Origin of the sequence: Cytobacillus oceanisediminis, assembly GCF_004366035.1 — a bacterium.
GTDB classification, from domain to species: domain Bacteria; phylum Bacillota; class Bacilli; order Bacillales; family Cytobacillaceae; genus Cytobacillus; species Cytobacillus oceanisediminis_C.
On the sequence record NZ_SOEE01000002.1, the window covers coordinates 350170 to 369021 of the forward strand.

General features: G+C 41.4%; 15 protein-coding genes. 10 read left to right on the plus strand and 5 right to left on the minus strand.

All coding sequences use genetic code 11. The annotated features are described in order from the left end of the window. Window positions 1–773: 773 nt before the first annotated feature. Window positions 774–1502: a pyruvate formate-lyase-activating protein gene (gene pflA / locus DFO72_RS06075; RefSeq protein ID WP_113880927.1), complete on the minus strand. Its 729-nt coding sequence runs from the start codon at window positions 1500–1502 to the stop codon at window positions 774–776. Between the two features lie 105 nt (window positions 1503–1607). After that, on the minus strand, window positions 1608–3833 hold the full coding sequence (gene pflB, locus DFO72_RS06080) for a formate C-acetyltransferase (protein ID WP_113880926.1): 2226 nt from the start codon (window positions 3831–3833) through the stop codon (window positions 1608–1610). Window positions 3834–4128: 295 nt separating this feature from the next. On the opposite strand from pflB, the gene safA reads away from it, so the two are divergent. Beyond that, a complete protein-coding gene (gene safA, locus DFO72_RS06085; protein WP_113880925.1) occupies window positions 4129–4755 on the plus strand; it encodes a SafA/ExsA family spore coat assembly protein in 627 nt (208 codons plus the stop codon). A 197-nt stretch (window positions 4756–4952) separates the two neighbouring features. Here safA and DFO72_RS06090 read toward each other — a convergent pair whose 3' ends face one another. Beyond that, entirely contained in the window at window positions 4953–5405 is a 453-nt protein-coding gene (locus DFO72_RS06090) for a hypothetical protein (protein WP_113880924.1), read from the minus strand. Window positions 5406–5553: 148 nt separating this feature from the next. On the opposite strand from DFO72_RS06090, the gene DFO72_RS06095 reads away from it, so the two are divergent. The 8 genes from DFO72_RS06095 to DFO72_RS06130 all read left to right on the plus strand — a co-directional run bounded on the left by DFO72_RS06095 (window position 5554) and on the right by DFO72_RS06130 (window position 16476). Continuing rightward, window positions 5554–7038, plus strand: a complete 1485-nt coding sequence (locus tag DFO72_RS06095; protein ID WP_113880923.1) for a response regulator transcription factor — start codon at window positions 5554–5556, stop codon at window positions 7036–7038. Window positions 7039–7210: 172 nt separating this feature from the next. Then, window positions 7211–8872 carry a urocanate hydratase gene (gene hutU / locus DFO72_RS06100; RefSeq protein WP_113880922.1) on the plus strand — a complete coding sequence of 554 codons (1662 nt, stop codon included), beginning with the start codon at window positions 7211–7213 and terminating at the stop codon, window positions 8870–8872. A gap of 222 nt (window positions 8873–9094) precedes the next feature. Beyond that, entirely contained in the window at window positions 9095–10381 is a 1287-nt protein-coding gene (gene hutI, locus DFO72_RS06105) for an imidazolonepropionase (RefSeq protein WP_113880921.1), read from the plus strand. Continuing rightward, the gene (locus tag DFO72_RS06110; protein ID WP_113880920.1) at window positions 10366–11346 is read left to right on the plus strand and encodes an agmatinase family protein; all 981 of its coding nucleotides are present in this window, start codon (window positions 10366–10368) and stop codon (window positions 11344–11346) included. The genes hutI and DFO72_RS06110 overlap by 16 nt, the downstream gene beginning before the upstream one ends. Before the next feature lie 46 nt (window positions 11347–11392). Continuing rightward, window positions 11393–12736 (plus strand): YjiH family protein, encoded by a 1344-nt coding sequence (locus DFO72_RS06115; RefSeq protein ID WP_113880919.1) that lies wholly within the window; start codon window positions 11393–11395, stop codon window positions 12734–12736. Between the two features lie 102 nt (window positions 12737–12838). Continuing rightward, a complete protein-coding gene (locus tag DFO72_RS06120) occupies window positions 12839–14029 on the plus strand; it encodes a DHH family phosphoesterase (protein WP_113880918.1) in 1191 nt (396 codons plus the stop codon). Window positions 14030–14130: 101 nt separating this feature from the next. After that, window positions 14131–15087: a hypothetical protein gene (locus DFO72_RS06125; protein ID WP_113880917.1), complete on the plus strand. Its 957-nt coding sequence runs from the start codon at window positions 14131–14133 to the stop codon at window positions 15085–15087. 216 nt (window positions 15088–15303) lie between these two features. Continuing rightward, on the plus strand, window positions 15304–16476 hold the full coding sequence (locus tag DFO72_RS06130) for a D-alanyl-D-alanine carboxypeptidase family protein (RefSeq protein WP_113880916.1): 1173 nt from the start codon (window positions 15304–15306) through the stop codon (window positions 16474–16476). 69 nt (window positions 16477–16545) lie between these two features. On the opposite strand, the gene DFO72_RS06135 is transcribed toward DFO72_RS06130, so the two are convergent. Next, complete coding sequence (locus DFO72_RS06135) at window positions 16546–16791, minus strand: YkuS family protein (protein WP_048011629.1); 246 nt, start codon at window positions 16789–16791, stop codon at window positions 16546–16548. 104 nt (window positions 16792–16895) lie between these two features. Between DFO72_RS06135 and DFO72_RS06140 the strand changes: the two genes are divergently transcribed. Beyond that, window positions 16896–17033 (plus strand): YuzL family protein, encoded by a 138-nt coding sequence (locus DFO72_RS06140; RefSeq protein ID WP_019379858.1) that lies wholly within the window; start codon window positions 16896–16898, stop codon window positions 17031–17033. Window positions 17034–17075: 42 nt separating this feature from the next. Here the strand turns inward: DFO72_RS06140 and DFO72_RS06145 are convergent, their stop codons facing one another. Next, a complete protein-coding gene (locus tag DFO72_RS06145) occupies window positions 17076–18695 on the minus strand; it encodes an ABC-F family ATP-binding cassette domain-containing protein (protein WP_113880915.1) in 1620 nt (539 codons plus the stop codon). Window positions 18696–18852 lie beyond the last annotated feature (157 nt).

Consider the following 18852-nt stretch of genomic DNA (forward strand, 5'->3'; position numbering starts at 1 on the left):
ATTTGCTATTAATACGATATATGCAGCAACAGCATTCCATGAATGAAGCCAATAATGCAGTCCGATTGATTCAATGGCAATCGCATGGATCATCAAAATATATACAGCATTTATACTTGTTTTTTGATGGTAGGTAAAAGCATCGCCATGAGTTATCGAAGTTTGCTTTTCCATGAAAACAGGGCGTAATTAAACATTGCGAGTTCAGCCACAAAAAAAGACCCTATTTTATGATTGGGTAAATGCTTATCCGCCGATCTCTTAGCATTAAAGAGAAAAAGCGAATTGATTTCATTCAGCCTGCGGTATTCTCTCAAAAGTCCTGGCAAATTAGTAAGATCTTATAGGCAATAAACAGCTCCAGCCCAATAAAAAACATTTCGGAAAAACGCTTAAATAGGGAAAATAGGAAAAATGCGGGAAATCCCTGACAGGAATACTAAATTAAGCAGCACGGTTTCCTGCTAAAATGACTGCACCAAAATACTTCAGCGAATATCTCTAGCGCAGTATAAGGAATACACCAATAGCGGTACAACGACCATAAAATCAAGCAGGGAGCCAACCGCCTCTTCGTGTGGAACCGGATCAAAAAGGGTGGTTCTATATAGAGTATAGTTGGAAAGCAGGATCAAGCATGTTAGTAAACCAAACCAAAGCCATTTAGGCCTCTTTAAAGAATTTGTAAAATTTATCCACCGCTTTTTCAGTATCTTACACAGGTAACAAATCACACTAAAAAGTCAGTTCCAGCAACCGGAACTGACTTTTTATTATTCTCCAGTAAGAATTTGATAAGCCCATTCTGCCGCTTCCTCACTTGGCGGCTCAATCTCCTTCAGCGGATATTCCAATCCGAGAGCTTCCCATTTATATACACCAAGCTTGTGGTAGGGAAGGACCTCAATCTTTTTTACATTTTTCAACTCTCTAATGAAACGTCCCATTTGTTCCAGATCACTTACATCATCAGATATTGTAGGGACAAGTACGTGGCGGATCCATACAGGCACCTGATTATCAGATAGATGCTGGGCAAATTGAAGTATATGTTCATTTGTAAGACCTGTCAGTTTTTTATGCTTTTCCCTATCAATATGCTTTAAATCCAGCAGCACCAGGTCCGTATAGTCCAGGAGCTCTTTCAGCTGGGTTTGAAAAAACGGTGAGGTGGAATAGCAGCCTCCCGATGAATCTATTGCCGTGTGAATGCCAAGTTTCTTGCATTCTTTAAAAAGTTCTATAAGAAAAGGAATCTGAAGCAAAGGTTCACCGCCGCTTACTGTAATGCCGCCTCCGGAAGCCGACAAAAAAGGGAGATAGGATTGCAGATCATTCATGATTTCTGTAACGGACATTTGTTTTCCTGACCCAATCTCCCAAGTGTCTGCATTATGGCAAAATTGACAGCGAAGTAGGCACCCCTGTGTAAAAATGACATAACGAATGCCAGGCCCATCTACTGTACCGAATGTCTCAATTGAATGAATGTTGCCGTCCATCATCATCTTCCTTTCCAAAAGCAGCCGGCGCCGGCGGAGCCGCATCACCTTTGCTCAAGCTTTTTTAAGGAGGGGGCCACTTCTAAGGGCCCGCCATCCTATTGGTTACATTGATTCATGGAATGTTCTATTGATAACATCAAGCTGCTGCTCTTTAGTCAGTTTAATGAAGTTCACAGCATAGCCTGATACCCTAATGGTTAACTGTGGATATTCCTCCGGGTGTTCCATGGCATCCAGAAGCGTTTCTTTATTGAATACATTTACATTTAGGTGATGTCCTGACTTTATGGCATATCCATCCAGTATAGATACAAGATTGCGAATTCGGCTATCAGCATCCTTTCCGAGTGCTTTAGGGACAATGGAGAAGGTGTTGCTGATGCCATCCAGCGCATATTTGTAGGGTAATTTTGCAACAGAAGACAGGGAAGCAAGCGTTCCTTTCGAATCTCTCCCGTGCATCGGATTGGCTCCTGGGGCGAATGGCTCGCCGGCACGCCGTCCATCAGGCGTATTGCCGGTTTTCTTGCCATATACCACATTGGATGTAATGGTTAAAATAGACATCGTATGCATAGAGTTTCTGTATGTCGGATGCTTGCGGAGCTTTTTCATAAACCTTTCAACCAGGTCTATAGCTATGCTGTCAACGCGATCATCATTATTGCCGTATTTCGGGAAATCTCCTTCTGTAATAAAATCAATCACTAGCCCTTTCTCATCACGGATTGCCTTAACAGTTGCATATTTGATCGCACTTAGTGAATCGGCCGCTACACTTAAACCCGCAATGCCAGTGGCCATTGTTCTGAGAATTCCGGAGTCATGCAGAGCCATTTCGATCCGTTCGTAGCTATATTTATCATGCATGTAATGAATGATATTCAGCGTATTAATATAGAGATCTGCCAGCCATTCCATCATTAAATCAAACTTCTCCATCACTTCTTCATATTGAAGGATGTCTGAGGAAATTGGGGCATAGGAAGGGCCGACCTGGACGCTGAGTTTTTCATCCTTGCCGCCATTAATGCTATATAACAGGGCCTTTGCAAGGTTTGCTCTTGCACCGAAAAATTGCATTTGTTTCCCAATCTCCATAGCAGAAACACAGCAGGCAATTCCATAATCATCCCCATATTCAGGAAGCATGATATCATCGTTTTCATATTGAATTGAACTTGTTTCTATTGACATCCTTGCACAATATTTTTTGAAATTCTCCGGAAGCTTGCTGGACCATAATACTGTTAAATTCGGTTCAGGTGCCGGACCCAGATTATTCAAAGTATGAAGGAACCGATAAGAATTTTTCGTGACTAGCGGGCGTCCATCATGCGCCATCCCGCCAATGGACTCTGTAACCCATGTAGGATCGCCGCTGAATAATTCATTATAGTCAGGCGTTCTCGAAAATTTAACTAGGCGAAGCTTCATTACAAAGTGATCGACCAGTTCCTGGGCTTCCTTCTCGGTAAGCATGCCCTTCTGGATGTCTCTTTCTATGAAAATATCAAGGAAAGTCGAAACACGGCCAAGGCTCATAGCTGCTCCATTTTGTTCTTTGATGGCAGCAAGATAGGCGAAGTACAGCCATTGGAAAGCCTCAAGAGCATTTCCAGCAGGCATTGAAATATCAAAACCATAGCTGTTTGCCAGCTGCTTCAGTTCATTCAGAGACCTGATTTGTTCTGAAATCTCTTCTCTAAGGCGAATATTGTCTTCCGTCATCACACTTGAAGTTGATTTCAAATCTGCCTTTTTGGCTTCAATCAAGCGGTCAACTCCATAAAGAGCAACCCTGCGGTAATCACCGATAATCCTGCCTCGGCCATATGCATCTGGCAGGCCAGTAATAATGCCGGCTTTGCGGGCAAGTTTCATTTCATCGGTATAGGCATCAAACACGCCTTGGTTATGTGTTTTGCGGTAGTCTGTAAATATCTTTTCCATCTCTTTGCTGGCTTCATAGCCGTATGCTTCACAGGCTGCCACAGCCATTCTGACTCCGCCAAATGGCTGAAGAGAGCGCTTAAACGGAAGGTCAGTCTGAACACCCACAATTTTTTCTTTTATTTGGTCCAGGTAACCAGGTCCATGTGAGGTAATGGCTGAGACGATTTCTGTGTCCATATCGAGCACGCCGCCATTATCACGTTCCTTTTTCGTGAGCTCCATTACTTGTTCCCATAATGAAGAAGTAGCTCCTGTTGGACCCTCCAAAAACAATTCATCCCCGAAAAAAGGTGAGTAATTCTTCAATATAAAGTCTCTAACATCAATTTCACGTATCCAAATGCCTTTTTTAAAGCCCTTCCAACTTTCCATATTAGTTCACCTCATATAATTAATGTGTATAACAGTTATTACAACTTAACTATACATTCAATATAACAGATTAAATGTGAAATAAATCACAAACATTTTGAACGTAATGTGAAATATAGTAAATCCGTATTTAATAACGCTTATGTGTACTATAAAACCTATCGTACTTTTGAACTGTTATATAGAGATTGAAAATCAAACTAAAAGAAAAGGGAAGAGGAGGTCATGAAATTCTTTCAATCAGCGCCAACAATTACCTGTTTAATAGAATAAGAGATTTTGATTAAATATAAATATGAAAACATTATCAAAAATTTCATTCATTCTGATGTTGTCTGTCGCACTTGTCTTTGGATTCAATTTCGATGCAAAAGCATCAACAGTACATACCGTTCAGCCAGGGGATACAATGTGGAAGATCGCCCTGAAGTATCAGGTGGGAGTTCCTGAAATCATTAATGCCAACGGGCAGATTTCAAATCCGAACTTCATTTATCCTGGGCAAAAGGTGAATATCCCTACTTTATCAAAAGCTACCACAAGTGTGGAAGAGCAGGTAGTTCAGCTCGTAAACCAGGAAAGGGCAAAGTATGGATTAAAGCCCTTAAAATCAAATTGGGAGCTTGCGAGAGTGGCAAGATACAAATCTCAGGATATGATCAATAAGAAGTATTTCGATCACAACTCTCCTACATACGGAAGCCCGTTTGATATGATGAAGAGCTTTGGAATCACTTACAGAACCGCTGGAGAAAACATTGCTGCAGGTCAAAAAACACCTCAGGAAGTTGTAACAGCATGGATGAACAGTGAGGGTCACCGCAAGAACATCCTATCAGCCAATTTCACAGAAATCGGTGTTGGATATGCACAGGGCGGTTATTATGGCCATTACTGGACACAGATGTTTATTGGGAGGTAAGAAAAAAGGCAGAAGCGCCTTGCCCACGAAGGAAAGCAGACTAAGAACGCCACGTCATGTGGCAACGTCTGCATGGCCCCCATCCTGGGGGCCTCGTTTCGAGGGGATAGGCTGCTTGCGCTAAACAGTTTTCAAAGTAAAAGTTTTCTATTTATTTAAGAAAAGCACCGGATTATCCGGTGCTTTTGCTTTTCTCATTAGTCTACTACAATATAAGCAATCATTGGTCCGCTATTATCCTTATCCGGGTGAGTAAGACACACTAGACGGTAAACGCCTTCTTTATCAAATTGAAGTGGGACAACCGTCTCTTCTGCTTTTTTAACCACACCTTTAATATCAGTCCCTTCTATGATGTATGGATGTTCCATTCCATTTACTCCCCAAATCTTCAGATTTACCTTTTCACCTTTTTCCAGAAAAATAGTTCCAGGATCCCAGCGATAAGCTTCAATTTCTTTGCCATCAGGCAGCTTAGCCTTAAATTCTCCTGTAACCATATGAATTTCCCGGACTTTTTCGCCCTCCTTCTGGTTGAATACTGTCACACTATCAGATTTTGAAAAAAACCATACTGATGCAGAAACGATTACTGAAAATATGATGACAAATGCAATGATGCTGCGTTTCTTTAATACAAGAAAAGGCATGCTCATACTCCTTCCAAATTGGTTGTCCCTATATAGATATGCAGGAAGGGCATCATTACTTGTCTAATATTTCTGAGATTTTTACGATAATTTCTTTACATCTGCCAAAATATTATTTCATAATAGAATTAAAAAAGGATGTGGCAGCATGTACAAAGTACTTGTGGCCAATCGGGATGAGTACGATACGAAAGGCATAGAGTGGCTTCTTAAATCTTCTATGAACGCATGGCAGGTAGAGTCTGCCCAAAATGAATCAGGACTTATTAAGAAGCTTGAAACTTTTCAGCCAGACCTATTGATTTTTGAACTTGATCTGATAAATGAAGAAAGTTATGATTCATTTTTAAAAACCACTCAGATCATAGGGCCGGATTTGATTGCCTTAACAATGGAAGCGACCTTCTCACAAGCAAAAAGAGCAATCGACATGGGTGTATCCGATTTAATACTTAAGCCGATTTCAGCAGATATTTTATTGAAATCAGCGCGAAAGATTCATAGGCGCAATCAGATGATTAGTCGGACTGCTGAACAAAACTTCAGTAAGAAAGCTGAAAAAGACTTCAATTACCAGGATTTATTTATAGAAGAATCTGATTCGGCTCAACCTCTTGTATCTATCGGAATTAAGTCCAAAAACCCGCTGGAGCTTCCTGAGCTTTTTAAATTTCTTGAAAGCTATACTTTCCAAAAAGCAGTTCACTATTTTATTTTGAGTGATATGATTTTGATTATTGCAGAAAAATCTGATGTGGCCTGGAAAGAGGAGAGCCTCAGGTTTATGAGAGACTGGCAGGAAACGTCAGCAGAACAAATTGCCATCAGCATTTATACGGGTAAGGAGGACAGCGGAACCGTCAGAAGCCACTATCTTGCCAACAGGAAACTGATGGAGGTAACGTTTTACAGGGGATTTAATCAGATAATTGAGGACAGCTCATTGCCTAAATGGCTATCAATTGATCCATTCTTAACCCCTGAGGAACAGAGCAGGTGGATTGATTTCCTGAATCAGTCTGATTTAGAAGCGCTGAAGTCTTGGTTTTACGAGGAGTTTCTTACTTTGGCAGACCCTTATCCGGAACCGGGACTCATCAGAATTCGGCTGACCAGTATTCTTGCGCAAATTCGCAGGCATATGAAGACTTTCCGGCTGGCAGACGGTGATATGGAGAAAGAATATCTTCGTTTATTCCAGACTATCCTTTATTCCCCTTTGATCTACCAGGTCATTAACGAAATGATTAGCTTCATTTCCTATATTTTTGAAACCATACGCTCTGATAAAAAGCTGAAGCTGGAACTTACTGACCGAGTCCTATTCTTTATAGAGACGAATTACTGGGACCCTAAGGTTACCCTTGAAAGGGCAGCTGAATATGCAGACCGAAACCCGAATTATATCAGCTCCATGCTCGCAAAAAAATGCGGCAAGTCGTTCCGGGAGCTGCTTAATGAAACGCGGATTAGGCAATCTGCCAAGCTTTTGATCGAATCAGAAATAAGCATTAAGGAGATCGCGTCTGTCTGCGGTTTTCGCAATCAGCAATATTTCAATAAAGTTTTCAGTAAGATTAAAGGAATGCCGCCAAATCAATTTAGAAAGATCATGCATAAAACCTCCGTGTAACCGGGGGTTTATTTTTTTACTCTAATTATAAAAATACTTACATTTATATAAAATTTACAGAAAAACACTATTAAAACCTAATAAAATTATAAAAAATCAAACTTAATTATTATACTTTTCAGACAGTTCTTATTATAAAATCTAAATATGAGATAACATTGGAGGGATAACAATGAAAGCGAAAACAAAAAGAGAAATAAAAAACTATCAAGGCAGTGAGCTTCATGCTAAAGGCTGGATTCAGGAAGCAGCACTCCGCATGCTAATGAATAACTTAGACAAAGAAGTTGCAGAAATCCCTGAAGAGCTGGTTGTTTACGGCGGGATTGGGAAGGCAGCACGAAATTGGGACTGCTATGACGCAATTGTCAAAACATTGCTTGAATTAGAAGACGATGAAACACTTCTTGTTCAATCAGGAAAGCCGGTTGCGGTCTTTAAATCACATAAAGATGCACCGAAGGTATTGATCGCCAACTCGAATCTTGTGCCAGCATGGGCAAATTGGGATACCTTCCATGAGCTTGATAAGAAAGGCCTGATGATGTATGGCCAAATGACAGCTGGAAGCTGGATTTACATCGGCAGTCAGGGAATCGTACAAGGTACCTATGAAACATTTGCCGAGCTTGGCAGACAGCACTTCTCCGGCTCACTGAAACAGACCATTACTCTAACCGCAGGCCTCGGCGGAATGGGGGGCGCTCAGCCGCTTGCTGTAACAATGAATGATGGTGTCTGCATTGCTATTGATGTAGATGAACACCGCATTGACCGCAGACTTGAAACCAAATATCTGGATACAAAAGTTTATTCAATTGAAGAGGCAATTAAATTAGCAGGAGAGGCAAAACATGAAGGCCGCCCGCTTTCTATCGGTCTTTTAGGCAATGCAGCTGAAATTCTGCCAAAAATGCTGGAAATGAACTTCATCCCTGATGTCCTGACTGACCAGACTTCTGCACATGATCCTTTAAATGGCTATGTTCCGATCGGCTATTCTTTAGAAAAAGCAGCTGTTCTGCGAGAGAAAAATGCTGCTGAATATGTTCAGAAATCAAAGGCCAGCATGGCTGTCCATGTTCAGGCTATGCTGGACATGCAAAAGAAAGGTGCAGTCACATTTGATTACGGAAACAATATCCGTCAGGTGGCAAAAGATGAAGGTGTTGAGAAGGCTTTTGATTTCCCTGGATTCGTGCCTGCCTACATCCGGCCGCAATTCTGTGAAGGAAAGGGACCTTTCCGCTGGGTAGCACTATCAGGAGATCCTGAAGATATCTATAAAACAGATGAAGTGATTCTGCGCGAATTTGCTGATAATGAACACCTTTGCAAATGGATCAAGATGGCACAGGAGAAAATTCAATTCCAGGGACTGCCTTCAAGAATTTGCTGGCTTGGATATGGGGAGCGCGCCAAATTTGGAAAAATAATTAATGACATGGTGGCAAAAGGTGAATTGAAAGCACCGATTGTTATCGGCCGCGACCATCTCGATTCTGGTTCCGTTGCATCACCAAACCGTGAGACAGAAAGCATGAAGGACGGCAGCGATGCAGTGGCAGACTGGCCGATCCTGAATGCACTGATCAATGCGGTCGGCGGTGCGAGCTGGGTATCCGTCCACCATGGAGGCGGCGTAGGAATGGGCTACTCACTTCATGCAGGAATGGTTATCGTGGCAGACGGCACAAAGGAAGCAGAACAGCGCCTTGAACGGGTACTTACATCTGATCCGGGCATGGGAATTGTGCGCCATGTTGATGCAGGCTATGATCTTGCTATCAAAACAGCAAAAGAAAAAGGCGTAAACATTCCGATGATGAAATAAAGATTTTCTATTGTATTTTATGAACTTTGCAAATAATGGCGGAAAACAAGCAAAGAAAACACCAAATCAGCAAAAAAACCAAGCCAATTTGCAAAGAAGCCAGTTTAATTCTGCAAAAAAACTCTTAAACTGGCAAATAACCTTTTATATTTTTTAATAGGAAGCACTCCAATTCATGATTATTATGGATTGGAACTTCCATTTTTTAAGGAGGAGCACATTATGCACTCAAAACCTATTTTTATCAAACATGCAAATCAAATGATTACATTAAAGGGCAGCTCCGTACAGCCGCTGACAAAAGAAAAAATGAGCGAACTTCACATCATAGAAGACGGGGCGGTATGGATTGAAGAAGACATTATCAAATCAGCAGGTACAACAGCGGAACTTGAAGCTGACTATAAAAGCCGGCTTCATGATGCTGAAATCATTGATGCCTCAGGGAAAATTCTCCTTCCAGGACTTGTTGACCCGCATACACATCTAGTTTATGCAGGCAGCAGGGAAGAGGAATTCAATATGCGTCTGAACGGGGCGACGTATATGGAAATTATGAACAATGGCGGCGGAATTCACGCCACCACTTCAATGACCAGAAAAGCATCTGAAGAGGAATTGGTAGAAGCGAGCCTTGTCCGTCTTGATCGCTTTCTTAAACACGGTGTAACCACAATAGAGGCAAAAAGCGGATATGGCCTGGATTGGGAAACGGAGCGCAAGCAGCTGACTGCAGCCCGGAAAGCGGACGAACTGCATCCGGTGGATGTTGTCCGCACCTTTATGGGTGCACATGCGGTTCCCGCAGAATACAAAGAGAATCCAGACGCTTTTGTTGATTTGGTCATTGAAGAAATGCTTCCGAAAGTAGCAGAAGAAAAGCTTGCTGAATTCAACGATATTTTCTGTGAAAGGGGCGTATTCACTCCAGAACAGTCCAGAAAGCTGCTCGAAGCAGGGAAGAAGCTTGGCCTGATTCCGAAAATCCATGCTGATGAGATCGAACCATATGAGGGGGCAGAACTTGCCGCTGAAGTCGGTGCTATCTCTGCAGATCATTTGCTTAGAGCATCTGATAAAGGAATGGAGATGATGGCTGAAAAGGGAGTAATAGGTGTGCTTCTTCCAGGCACAGCTTTCTTCTTGATGGCTGAAGCCGCCAGGGGCCGCCGGATGATCGATAAAGGTGTGCCGGTTGCTTTATCAACGGATTGCAACCCCGGCTCTTCGCCAACCTGCTCCATGCCTTTTATGATGAATCTTGCTTGTATGCACATGGGTTTAACACCGGCAGAAGCCATTACTGCCGCTACAATTAATGCAGCACATGCCATCAATCGGGCAAAAGAAGTGGGGAGTATTGAAGCCGGGAAAAAGGCTGATCTGCTTCTGCTCAATGTTCCAAACTACATGCAAATGCAATATCACTACGGAATGAACCATACAGACACAGTGATTAAAAATGGGAAAGTGGTCGTTAAAGGAGGAAGCTTATGCTGCCAACAATAAATCCTCCCGGGTTCTTTTGGCCGCAAGCCGAATTAGGAACTGACATAAAGGTGAATGAATGGATTCGTCAAATCCAAAGGGAAGAGGAGCTGAAAAAAGAAAAATGGGATGTCGTGCTATTCGGTGTCCCCCTTTCCCGCTCATCCATAAGCGCATCAGGAGCATCTGAATTCCCTGAATCATTCAGGAGATCCTGGAAAGGCTTTTCCACGTACAATCTGGATTTTGAAAGTGATCTTCAAAAGATGAAGGTTGCAGATCTTGGCGATGTAAAAATGCATTTCACGGATATTCCGCAATGCCATTCCAATATTAAACAGACAATGAAAGATGTAAGAAAACAATTTCCTCATTCATTTCCAATTGCGATTGGGGGAGACCACTCCATTACAGCCATGCTCGTCAGCGGCCTGAAAGAACTGGAGCCAGAAAAAGAAATCGGCATACTCCAGCTGGATACTCACCTTGATCTCAGAAGCCTTGAAGACCACGGGCCGACTAATGGGACACCAATCCGCAACCTGATACAGAACAGCATGATTAAAGGGGAAAATGTCTATAATATTGGCCTTCATGGCTTTTTTAACAGCCAGTCACTTATCAGGTATGCAAAAGAGCACAAACTCAATTATATTACGCTTAAAGAAGCCAGGAGACGGGGAATTGAAGAAACGGTTCAAGAAGCACTTTTGCAGCTGGAGTCAAAAGTGGATAAAATTTATGTCACGATTGACATGGACGTACTTGATATCGGCTTTGCTCCTGGGGTTCCTGCATCCACACCAGGCGGCATGAGCACAGAAGAATTATTCAATGCGGTATATGCGGCAGGACTTTCTTCCAAAACGGCAGCCATGGATATAGTTTGCCTCGATCCAACAAGAGATCACAAGGCACAGCCAACGGTAAAAGCAGGTACGTACACTTTTCTGACCTTTTTGACAGCATTAATGAACAGAAGGTAAGGGGCTGACTTTGCTCCTTACCTCTAAATTACTAGGGGGAATGAGAATGGAAAAAGAAACTGCAGTGAATCAATCTCACCAGCCTGAGCTCAAGAATCCAAATGCAGCTTTGAAAAATAAGGTTAAATTTTTTCTTTTCAGCGCAATTGGCATATTTATGTTTTTTGTTCCTGTCACCGTTAATGAGAAATCCTCCATCATGCTTGACCATATTGTCACAGCCATTCAGACTTCCATACCTGCAGCTGTCCCTTATTATGCCTTACTCATCATCATGCTTGGCGCCATTTATCCTTTCTATACAAAATCCTGGAACAAGAACAAAGTAAATATTGTATTCTCCATTTTTAAAGTGATTGGGTTATTTGTCGCCATAATGATCGTCTCCGGCTATGGCCCTGACTGGCTATTCAACCCGAGTATGGGACCGTTTTTGTTTGACAAACTCGTCGTGCCAGTCGGGCTGCTTGTTCCAATCGGCTCCGTTTTTCTGGCACTGCTGGTTGGATATGGCCTCCTTGAATTTTTCGGTGTCATAATGCAGCCGATTATGAAGCCGATCTGGAAGACACCCGGGAAATCTGCAATCGATGCGGTGGCATCCTTTGTAGGAAGCTATTCAATCGGGTTGCTCATTACAAACAGGGTATTCAAAGAAGGGAAATACAGTATTAAGGAAGCCGCCATTATTGCTACCGGATTCTCAACCGTCTCCGCAACTTTTATGATTGTTGTTGCCAAAACACTTGGATTGATGGAAATCTGGAACACATATTTTTGGACGACCTTTGCTGTAACCTTCATCGTAACGGCTATTACAGTAAGAATCTGGCCTCTTAGATCAATGAGCGAAGAATATTACAATGGACAGCAGCCTCCAATGGAAAGCTTTTCAGGGAGCCGTCTGCAGGAAGCCTGGAAAGAAGCGATGGATACAGCCGCACAGTCCCCGGTTTTATGGAAAAACATCAGAGATAATTTAAAAGATGGGATTGTCATGACGATGTCCATTTTGCCATCCATTATGTCTGTAGGCTTATTAGGATTGGTTCTAGCAGAATTCACTCCTGTTTTCGACTGGCTTGGATATATCTTTTATCCATTTACTGCTCTGGTGCAGCTGCCTGAGCCATTATTAGCAGCAAAAGCAAGTGCAGTGGGGATAGCTGAAATGTTTTTGCCGGCATTGCTTGCAGCAGAGGCAGCACTGGCCACTAAATTTGTTATCGGAGTCGTTTCAGTATCAGCTATCATATTCTTTTCTGCACTTGTCCCGTGTATTTTATCAACAGAGATCCCGATCACCATTCCGCAGCTGCTGGTCATCTGGGCAGAAAGAACCATTTTAACCATACTGATTGCTGCGCCTCTGGCCTATATATTGCTTTAACCGGAAAATCCCCGTTGATTGCAGCGGGGATTTTCCGCATAGAATTTTCCTGCACATCCAAACTAGTAGAGGAATGAGTCTAAGAATAGCAGGTGATTGAAATTGTACAGGCTGTATACACATAATGACCTTGATGGCGTCGGATGCGGCATCATTGCAAAGATTGCTTTTGGAAAAGATGTCGAGGTACGCTATAACTCTGTAATGGGACTTGATCATCAGATTGAAAAATTGTTCGAAAATGAAAAAAATTTGAAGGATGACTTTTTAATTATCACGGATTTATCTGTTAATGATGAAAACTTGATTAGGCTTGATGATCTGGAAAAAAGCGGCGGCAAAGTCAGATTAATTGACCATCACAAAACAGCCCTGCACTTTAATGATTACAGCTGGGGCAGAGTGAAGGTTCAATATGATGATGGCAGGCTCACCGCTGCAACCTCTTTGCTGTATGAGTATCTCCTGGAACATAAACTGATTAAATCATCCCTGGCTCTGGACGAATTCGTAGAACTTGTCCGCCAGTATGATACTTGGGAATGGGATCAAAATGAGAATATTAAAGCAAAGAATCTGAATGATCTATTCTTTATGGTTTCCATTGAAGAATTCGAAGAAAAAATGACGGAAAGAATTATAAACTCAGACCATTTCGAATTTGATGATTTTGAACAAAAATTACTGGAAATGGAAGAGGAAAAGATTGAGCGTTATGTTAGACGGAAGAAGCGGGAAATTGTCCAAACTTTCATTGGTGAATTTTGTGCTGGCATCGTCCATGCTGAATCCTATCATTCTGAATTAGGTAATGAACTTGGCAAAGATTTTCCCCATTTGGATTATATCGCTATCTTAAACCTGGGGGGCAAAAAAATCAGTTTCAGGACCATTCATGACCACGTTGATGTATCTGCCGTCGCCGGAAAGTTTGGAGGAGGAGGACATGCAAAAGCATCAGGCTGTTCCATGGGAAAAGATGCTTATAAACTATTCGTTCAGGATATTTTTCCTCTGGATCCCATGAGGCAGGATGCATTCAGGAACAAATACAATAATAAAAGTTCTATGCAGGGATCTCTTTACGAAAATAAGAAAGGAGACAAATTTTTTATTTTTGCTGCAGGCGAGAACGATTGGATTCTGGAAATGAACGGAAAGCCAATCCGCGAACCCTATCAGAACTTTCAGCAGGCAGAAAATTTTATTAAAAGAAAATACCAGGCATGGCTTGTTCATGATGATATTTATGTAGAATTTTTAAAGCGTTTTTATATAAAGACAAAAAATTAGCAATGCCGCCTTATTAGGCGGTTTTTTTTTCAAACCCACCCTGCTAAATATTGTAAATTTCATATATAATTGAAATATATATAGATTGGGGGAGGTTCTATATGGAAATATTTTTGTTTATTTTTGGTGTGATTTTCGCTGCCATATTCATTAAAGTTCTAATTACTGGTTCAAAAAGAGATCCCTTTATTAAAGATGAGCCACTTCCTGAACATCTGGGAATGCAGTCAGACGACTATCTTCCACTGATTCAAAAATTAGAAAAATTTTTGCCTGAAGGGTACAGGGAGAATATAAAAAATCGTGTACTGAGAGAGCACCCGAAATGGAAAGACTACGCATATGATTGGACATTTTTTGAGCTGAAAAGATATTTTGTGATGAATGCCATACTGAAAACAGTGCCTATGTTCAGCAGTAAAGCGGATGAAATATGGCATGAAATGCTCATGTTTACCCGTGATTATGATCAGTTTTCAAAAAACTTCTTTGGGGAATACCTGCACCATTCCCCAAATATGGACAGCAACCCCATCCCAGGGGAAAGGGCTTTTTTTGACTGGGTGTACTTAAGTCTTTTTGAAGCAGGCCATAATAGCAGAAGAATTTGGGGAAGGTTTTTGCAAAATCCGATTAAAAAGGAAATACTTGAGGATTTCAGAAGCATGAATGAGACTGAACTGCTAAATAAGTATTTCAGGGCAGGAACTGATTGGCTTGAATTGAAAAAGAGAATGATAGAAAAACTGAAGCATGAAATATCTGAATCAGAATCAATGAAGCTTGGGAAAAAGCCGCTTGAATTTACGGAGCCCGCATCTGTAAGCCAGTATTCCTCTCTGTTGTTTCCAGCCGTGTATTTTTCGGTTTATGACCCAGATGGGTTCGAGGACCATATGAATGAACTTCTTCCCCCGGAACTCGCAAAAGACAGTGCTGCAGGAATGGTTTACTGCACCGGGTTCTCTTGCAGCAGCCATGGTGATCATGATTCCGGAGGAGGACATGATTCAGGCGGCTCCAGCTGTTCGAGCTGTGGAGGAGGATGCTCCAGCTAAAAAGCAGTCCAATTGGATTGCTTTTTTGTTTTTCAAAATTTTAAGTTCTTGCTGTTTTGGAAAAGATAGAAACAGGGCATTACCTTTCATTATCATTCTTCACAAAATACGGCATTAAATTTTCAATTATGTAACAATTTATAAATATCATATAAGCATGCTTGAATTGTCTGGTACAATCAGTAATGATTATCGGTTTGAATTGGATGTGTATTCATGAAGAAATTGCTTGCTTTCATCCTGCTTTTATTCAGTTTTCCGACTGCATATGCAGCAGCTGAAAAAACAAAAGACCCTGAAATTATCAGTGAAGCCGCAATCGTAACAGATTCTGAATCAGATGCAGTTCTGTATGCAAAAAATGCGGATAAAAAGATGTACCCGGCCAGTTTGACAAAAATAGCAACAGCCATATATGCCATTGAAAATGGAGACTTAAAGGACATAGCAACTATAAGCAAGAAAGCATCAGAGGTTGAAGGAACACGAGTTTATTTGGAGGAAGGAGAAAAAGTGCCTTTAATAAAACTCATACAGGGAATGCTGATTAATTCAGGAAATGATGCCGCCTGGAGCATTGCTGAGCATCTGGACGGCAATACGAAAGCATTCTCTGAGAATCTTAATCGCTATCTGGAAGATAGTGCAGGATTAAAAAATACTCACTTTGTTAATCCTCATGGCTTGTATGATGAAAACCACTATACAACGGCAGGGGACCTTGCAAAATTAACTAATTACGCCCTGAAAAATGAGACCTTTAGGGAAATATATGGAACAAAGGAAATGAAGTGGGCAGGAAAGTCATGGGACACCACCATCTTTACTCATCACAGGATGCTTAAAGGTGAGGTTCCATTCAAAGGAGTGACAGGGGGAAAAACCGGTTTCGTTGATGAAGCGAAGCAGACCCTCGCCACTTCTGCCGAAAACGATTCAATAAAGTTAACGGCCATTGTATTAAAAGCTGAATTTAAGCGGGATATTTATAATGATACAAAAAACCTTTTGAACTATGGGTTCAGCAACTTTGAAACTTCTACACTTAGCAGCACTGACGTTTTTCCTTCCGATGGAAAAACCTATACAACTGGCGGTGAAAATGTAGCCATAACATTACCAAAAGGAATCTACGAAGAAGACATTACAGCAAAAGGAAAGCTGCAGATTAAGAATGAAAACGGAAGGATCATTCAATCTGTTAAGCTTCTGGAAGACAAACAAGATGAAGTGGCTTCCAGCCAGCTGAAAACAGATAAGGAGCCTGAGAAAGAGACAACTGGATACTATGGCAGAGTCGGGTTAACGATATTTTTATTTGGGATCTTTATGCTAATATTGAGGAAAAATCTAAAGGAAAAAGCCAGAAGAAGAAGAAGACGGGTTTAATGTTTAATGCCCGTCTATTTTTTTTTGAAAAAAGACTAAAGAATTTCTCTTTAGTCTTTGGACAGTCTTTTATTGCATTCTTTGCTCCACCTGACGGCATACCTCATCCGCAGATAGGCCGCTTGCTTCAATGACAGAAGCCTTTGTAGAAACATCCTGCATACCCATCACATTTGAATCAACACCGCTCACTACACAGCAGGAGCAGTTCTCAGCATCATGCGCCGACTTCATATCAACCACTTCATATCCTTTTTGGCGAAGCGCTTCCGAAACATTTGTTAAGGATTGTTCAACCGCTACTCTTTTCGTCAATGTTAACACCTCCTCCGTTTGTTAGATTGGCTTTTGTTCTCCATTTTTATTCCATGGATAAAAATAGCCTTAACACGAAACAGTAAGAAAGGAGGTGTTTAATAATGAGCAAACGCAAAAAAGACCCTTCAAAGGCTGGACTAAGTTCCCCAAACATCGAAGGGCAAGGTACAACCAATATGGAAACGGGCAGCAGGACGGCTTCTTCTGCACGACATAAAAAGAAAAAACAAGATTTTTAACAAAACTAAAAGCAGGAGGTTATTTCCTCCTGCTTTTACTGTCTACTGATACATTTCAGCAACTTGTTTTTGAATGGATGAATCTTCTAAATACTCATCATATGTCATTTGCTTATCGACGATGCCAGCCGGTGTAATTTCAATAATTCGGTTGGCAATGGTTTGAATGAACTGATGGTCATGTGATGCAAAGACCAAAGACCCTTTGAAATTAATAAGCCCATTGTTCAATGCTGTAATGGATTCCAAATCAAGGTGGTTGGTTGGCTCATCCAGCATAAGTACATTTGCACCGCTCAGCATCATTTTGGAAAGCATGCAGCGGACTTTTTCTCCACCTGAGAGAACGCTTGCTTTCTTTAGAACTTCCTCACCAGAGAATAGCATTCTTCCAAGGAAACCTCTCAGGAAACTTTCACTGTCATCAGCGGGTGAGAATTGGCGCAGCCAGTCCACAAGATTCAAATCAGAGTTTTCGAAGAACTCCGAGTTATCTTTCGGAAAATAGGATTGAGATGTTGTAACACCCCACTTATACGTTCCCTCATCCGGCTCCATTTCACCAGTCAATATTTTAAATAATGTGGTCTTCGCCAATTCGTTTGTGCCAACTAACGCAATTTTATCATCTTTGTTCATAATAAAGCTGACATTATTCAGAACTTTAACGCCATCTATTGTTTTGCTGATGCCGTCTACCCTTAGCAAATCATTCCCGATTTCACGGTCAGGGGAAAATCCGACATACGGATATTTTCTGGAGGACGGTTTAATGTCATCCAAAGAAATCTTGTCAAGAAGCTTTTTGCGTGAAGTTGCCTGCTTGGATTTTGATGCGTTTGCACTAAAGCGGGCAATAAAGCTTTGCAGTTCCTTGATTTTTTCTTCCTTTTTCTTATTAGCATCCTGAGCCATTCTTTGGGCAAGCTGGCTCGACTCATACCAGAAGTCATAGTTCCCAACGTAAATCTGAATTTTACCAAAGTCAAGGTCGGCAATATGAGTACATACTTTGTTTAAAAAGTGACGGTCATGGGATACAACAATAACAGTATTTTCAAAGTTGATCAGGAATTCTTCAAGCCATTGAATGGCTTTGATATCCAAGTGGTTGGTCGGCTCATCCAGCAAAAGAACATCCGGCTTGCCGAAAAGGGCTTGCGCAAGAAGAACTTTCACTTTTTCGGAACCAGAAAGGTCAGCCATTTTTTTGTCATGAAGTTCTTCTTCGATGCCCAGTCCCTTCAGCAAAATAGCTGCTTCAGATTCTGCTTCCCATCCGTTCAGTTCTGCAAATTCACCTTCAAGTTCAGCAGCCTTCATGCCATCTTCATCAGTGAAATCAGCCTTCATATAAATCGCATCTTTTTCCTGCATCACTTCATACAGGCGGGCATGTCCCATGATGACTACTTTTAATGCTTCAACCTCTTCGTATTCAAAATGATTCTGTTTCAGGAAAGCAAGGCGCTCGCCTGGACCTAAATGAACACTTCCCGATTGTGCCTCGATTTCACCGGATAAAATCTTTAGAAAAGTTGATTTACCGGCACCATTTGCTCCAATCAAACCATAGCAATTGCCAGGTGTAAATTTAATATTAACATCTTCGAATAGTTTGCGGTCGCCGTATCGAAGACCTACATTACTGACAGTTATCATATTATTTTTATTCCTCCAAATACATAATCCTTAAAAGTATACCACTTTTAGCACGTAATCGCGAATTCTTCATAATGCAATCTGCCGGCTTCATAAAAGTTAAGAAAATTAAAAGGAAGCGGCAGGTAAAAGTCGAATACATAAAGATTATAAACAT

What these genes read in the sequence shown, in the direction of transcription:
- DFO72_RS06095 (WP_113880923.1), top strand. Translation starts at nt 5,554, where the DNA reads ATGTACAAAGTACTTGTGGCCAATCGGGATGAGTACGATACGAAAGGC.
- DFO72_RS06110 (WP_113880920.1), top strand. Translation starts at nt 10,366, where the DNA reads ATGCTGCCAACAATAAATCCTCCCGGGTTCTTTTGGCCGCAAGCCGAA.
- pflA (WP_113880927.1), bottom strand. Translation starts at nt 1,502, where the DNA reads ATGGACGGCAACATTCATTCAATTGAGACATTCGGTACAGTAGATGGG.
- DFO72_RS06115 (WP_113880919.1), top strand. Translation starts at nt 11,393, where the DNA reads ATGGAAAAAGAAACTGCAGTGAATCAATCTCACCAGCCTGAGCTCAAG.
- DFO72_RS06090 (WP_113880924.1), bottom strand. Translation starts at nt 5,405, where the DNA reads ATGCCTTTTCTTGTATTAAAGAAACGCAGCATCATTGCATTTGTCATC.
- hutI (WP_113880921.1), top strand. Translation starts at nt 9,095, where the DNA reads ATGCACTCAAAACCTATTTTTATCAAACATGCAAATCAAATGATTACA.
- hutU (WP_113880922.1), top strand. Translation starts at nt 7,211, where the DNA reads ATGAAAGCGAAAACAAAAAGAGAAATAAAAAACTATCAAGGCAGTGAG.
- DFO72_RS06130 (WP_113880916.1), top strand. Translation starts at nt 15,304, where the DNA reads ATGAAGAAATTGCTTGCTTTCATCCTGCTTTTATTCAGTTTTCCGACT.
- DFO72_RS06140 (WP_019379858.1), top strand. Translation starts at nt 16,896, where the DNA reads ATGAGCAAACGCAAAAAAGACCCTTCAAAGGCTGGACTAAGTTCCCCA.
- safA (WP_113880925.1), top strand. Translation starts at nt 4,129, where the DNA reads ATGAAAACATTATCAAAAATTTCATTCATTCTGATGTTGTCTGTCGCA.
- pflB (WP_113880926.1), bottom strand. Translation starts at nt 3,833, where the DNA reads ATGGAAAGTTGGAAGGGCTTTAAAAAAGGCATTTGGATACGTGAAATT.
- DFO72_RS06125 (WP_113880917.1), top strand. Translation starts at nt 14,131, where the DNA reads ATGGAAATATTTTTGTTTATTTTTGGTGTGATTTTCGCTGCCATATTC.
- DFO72_RS06145 (WP_113880915.1), bottom strand. Translation starts at nt 18,695, where the DNA reads ATGATAACTGTCAGTAATGTAGGTCTTCGATACGGCGACCGCAAACTA.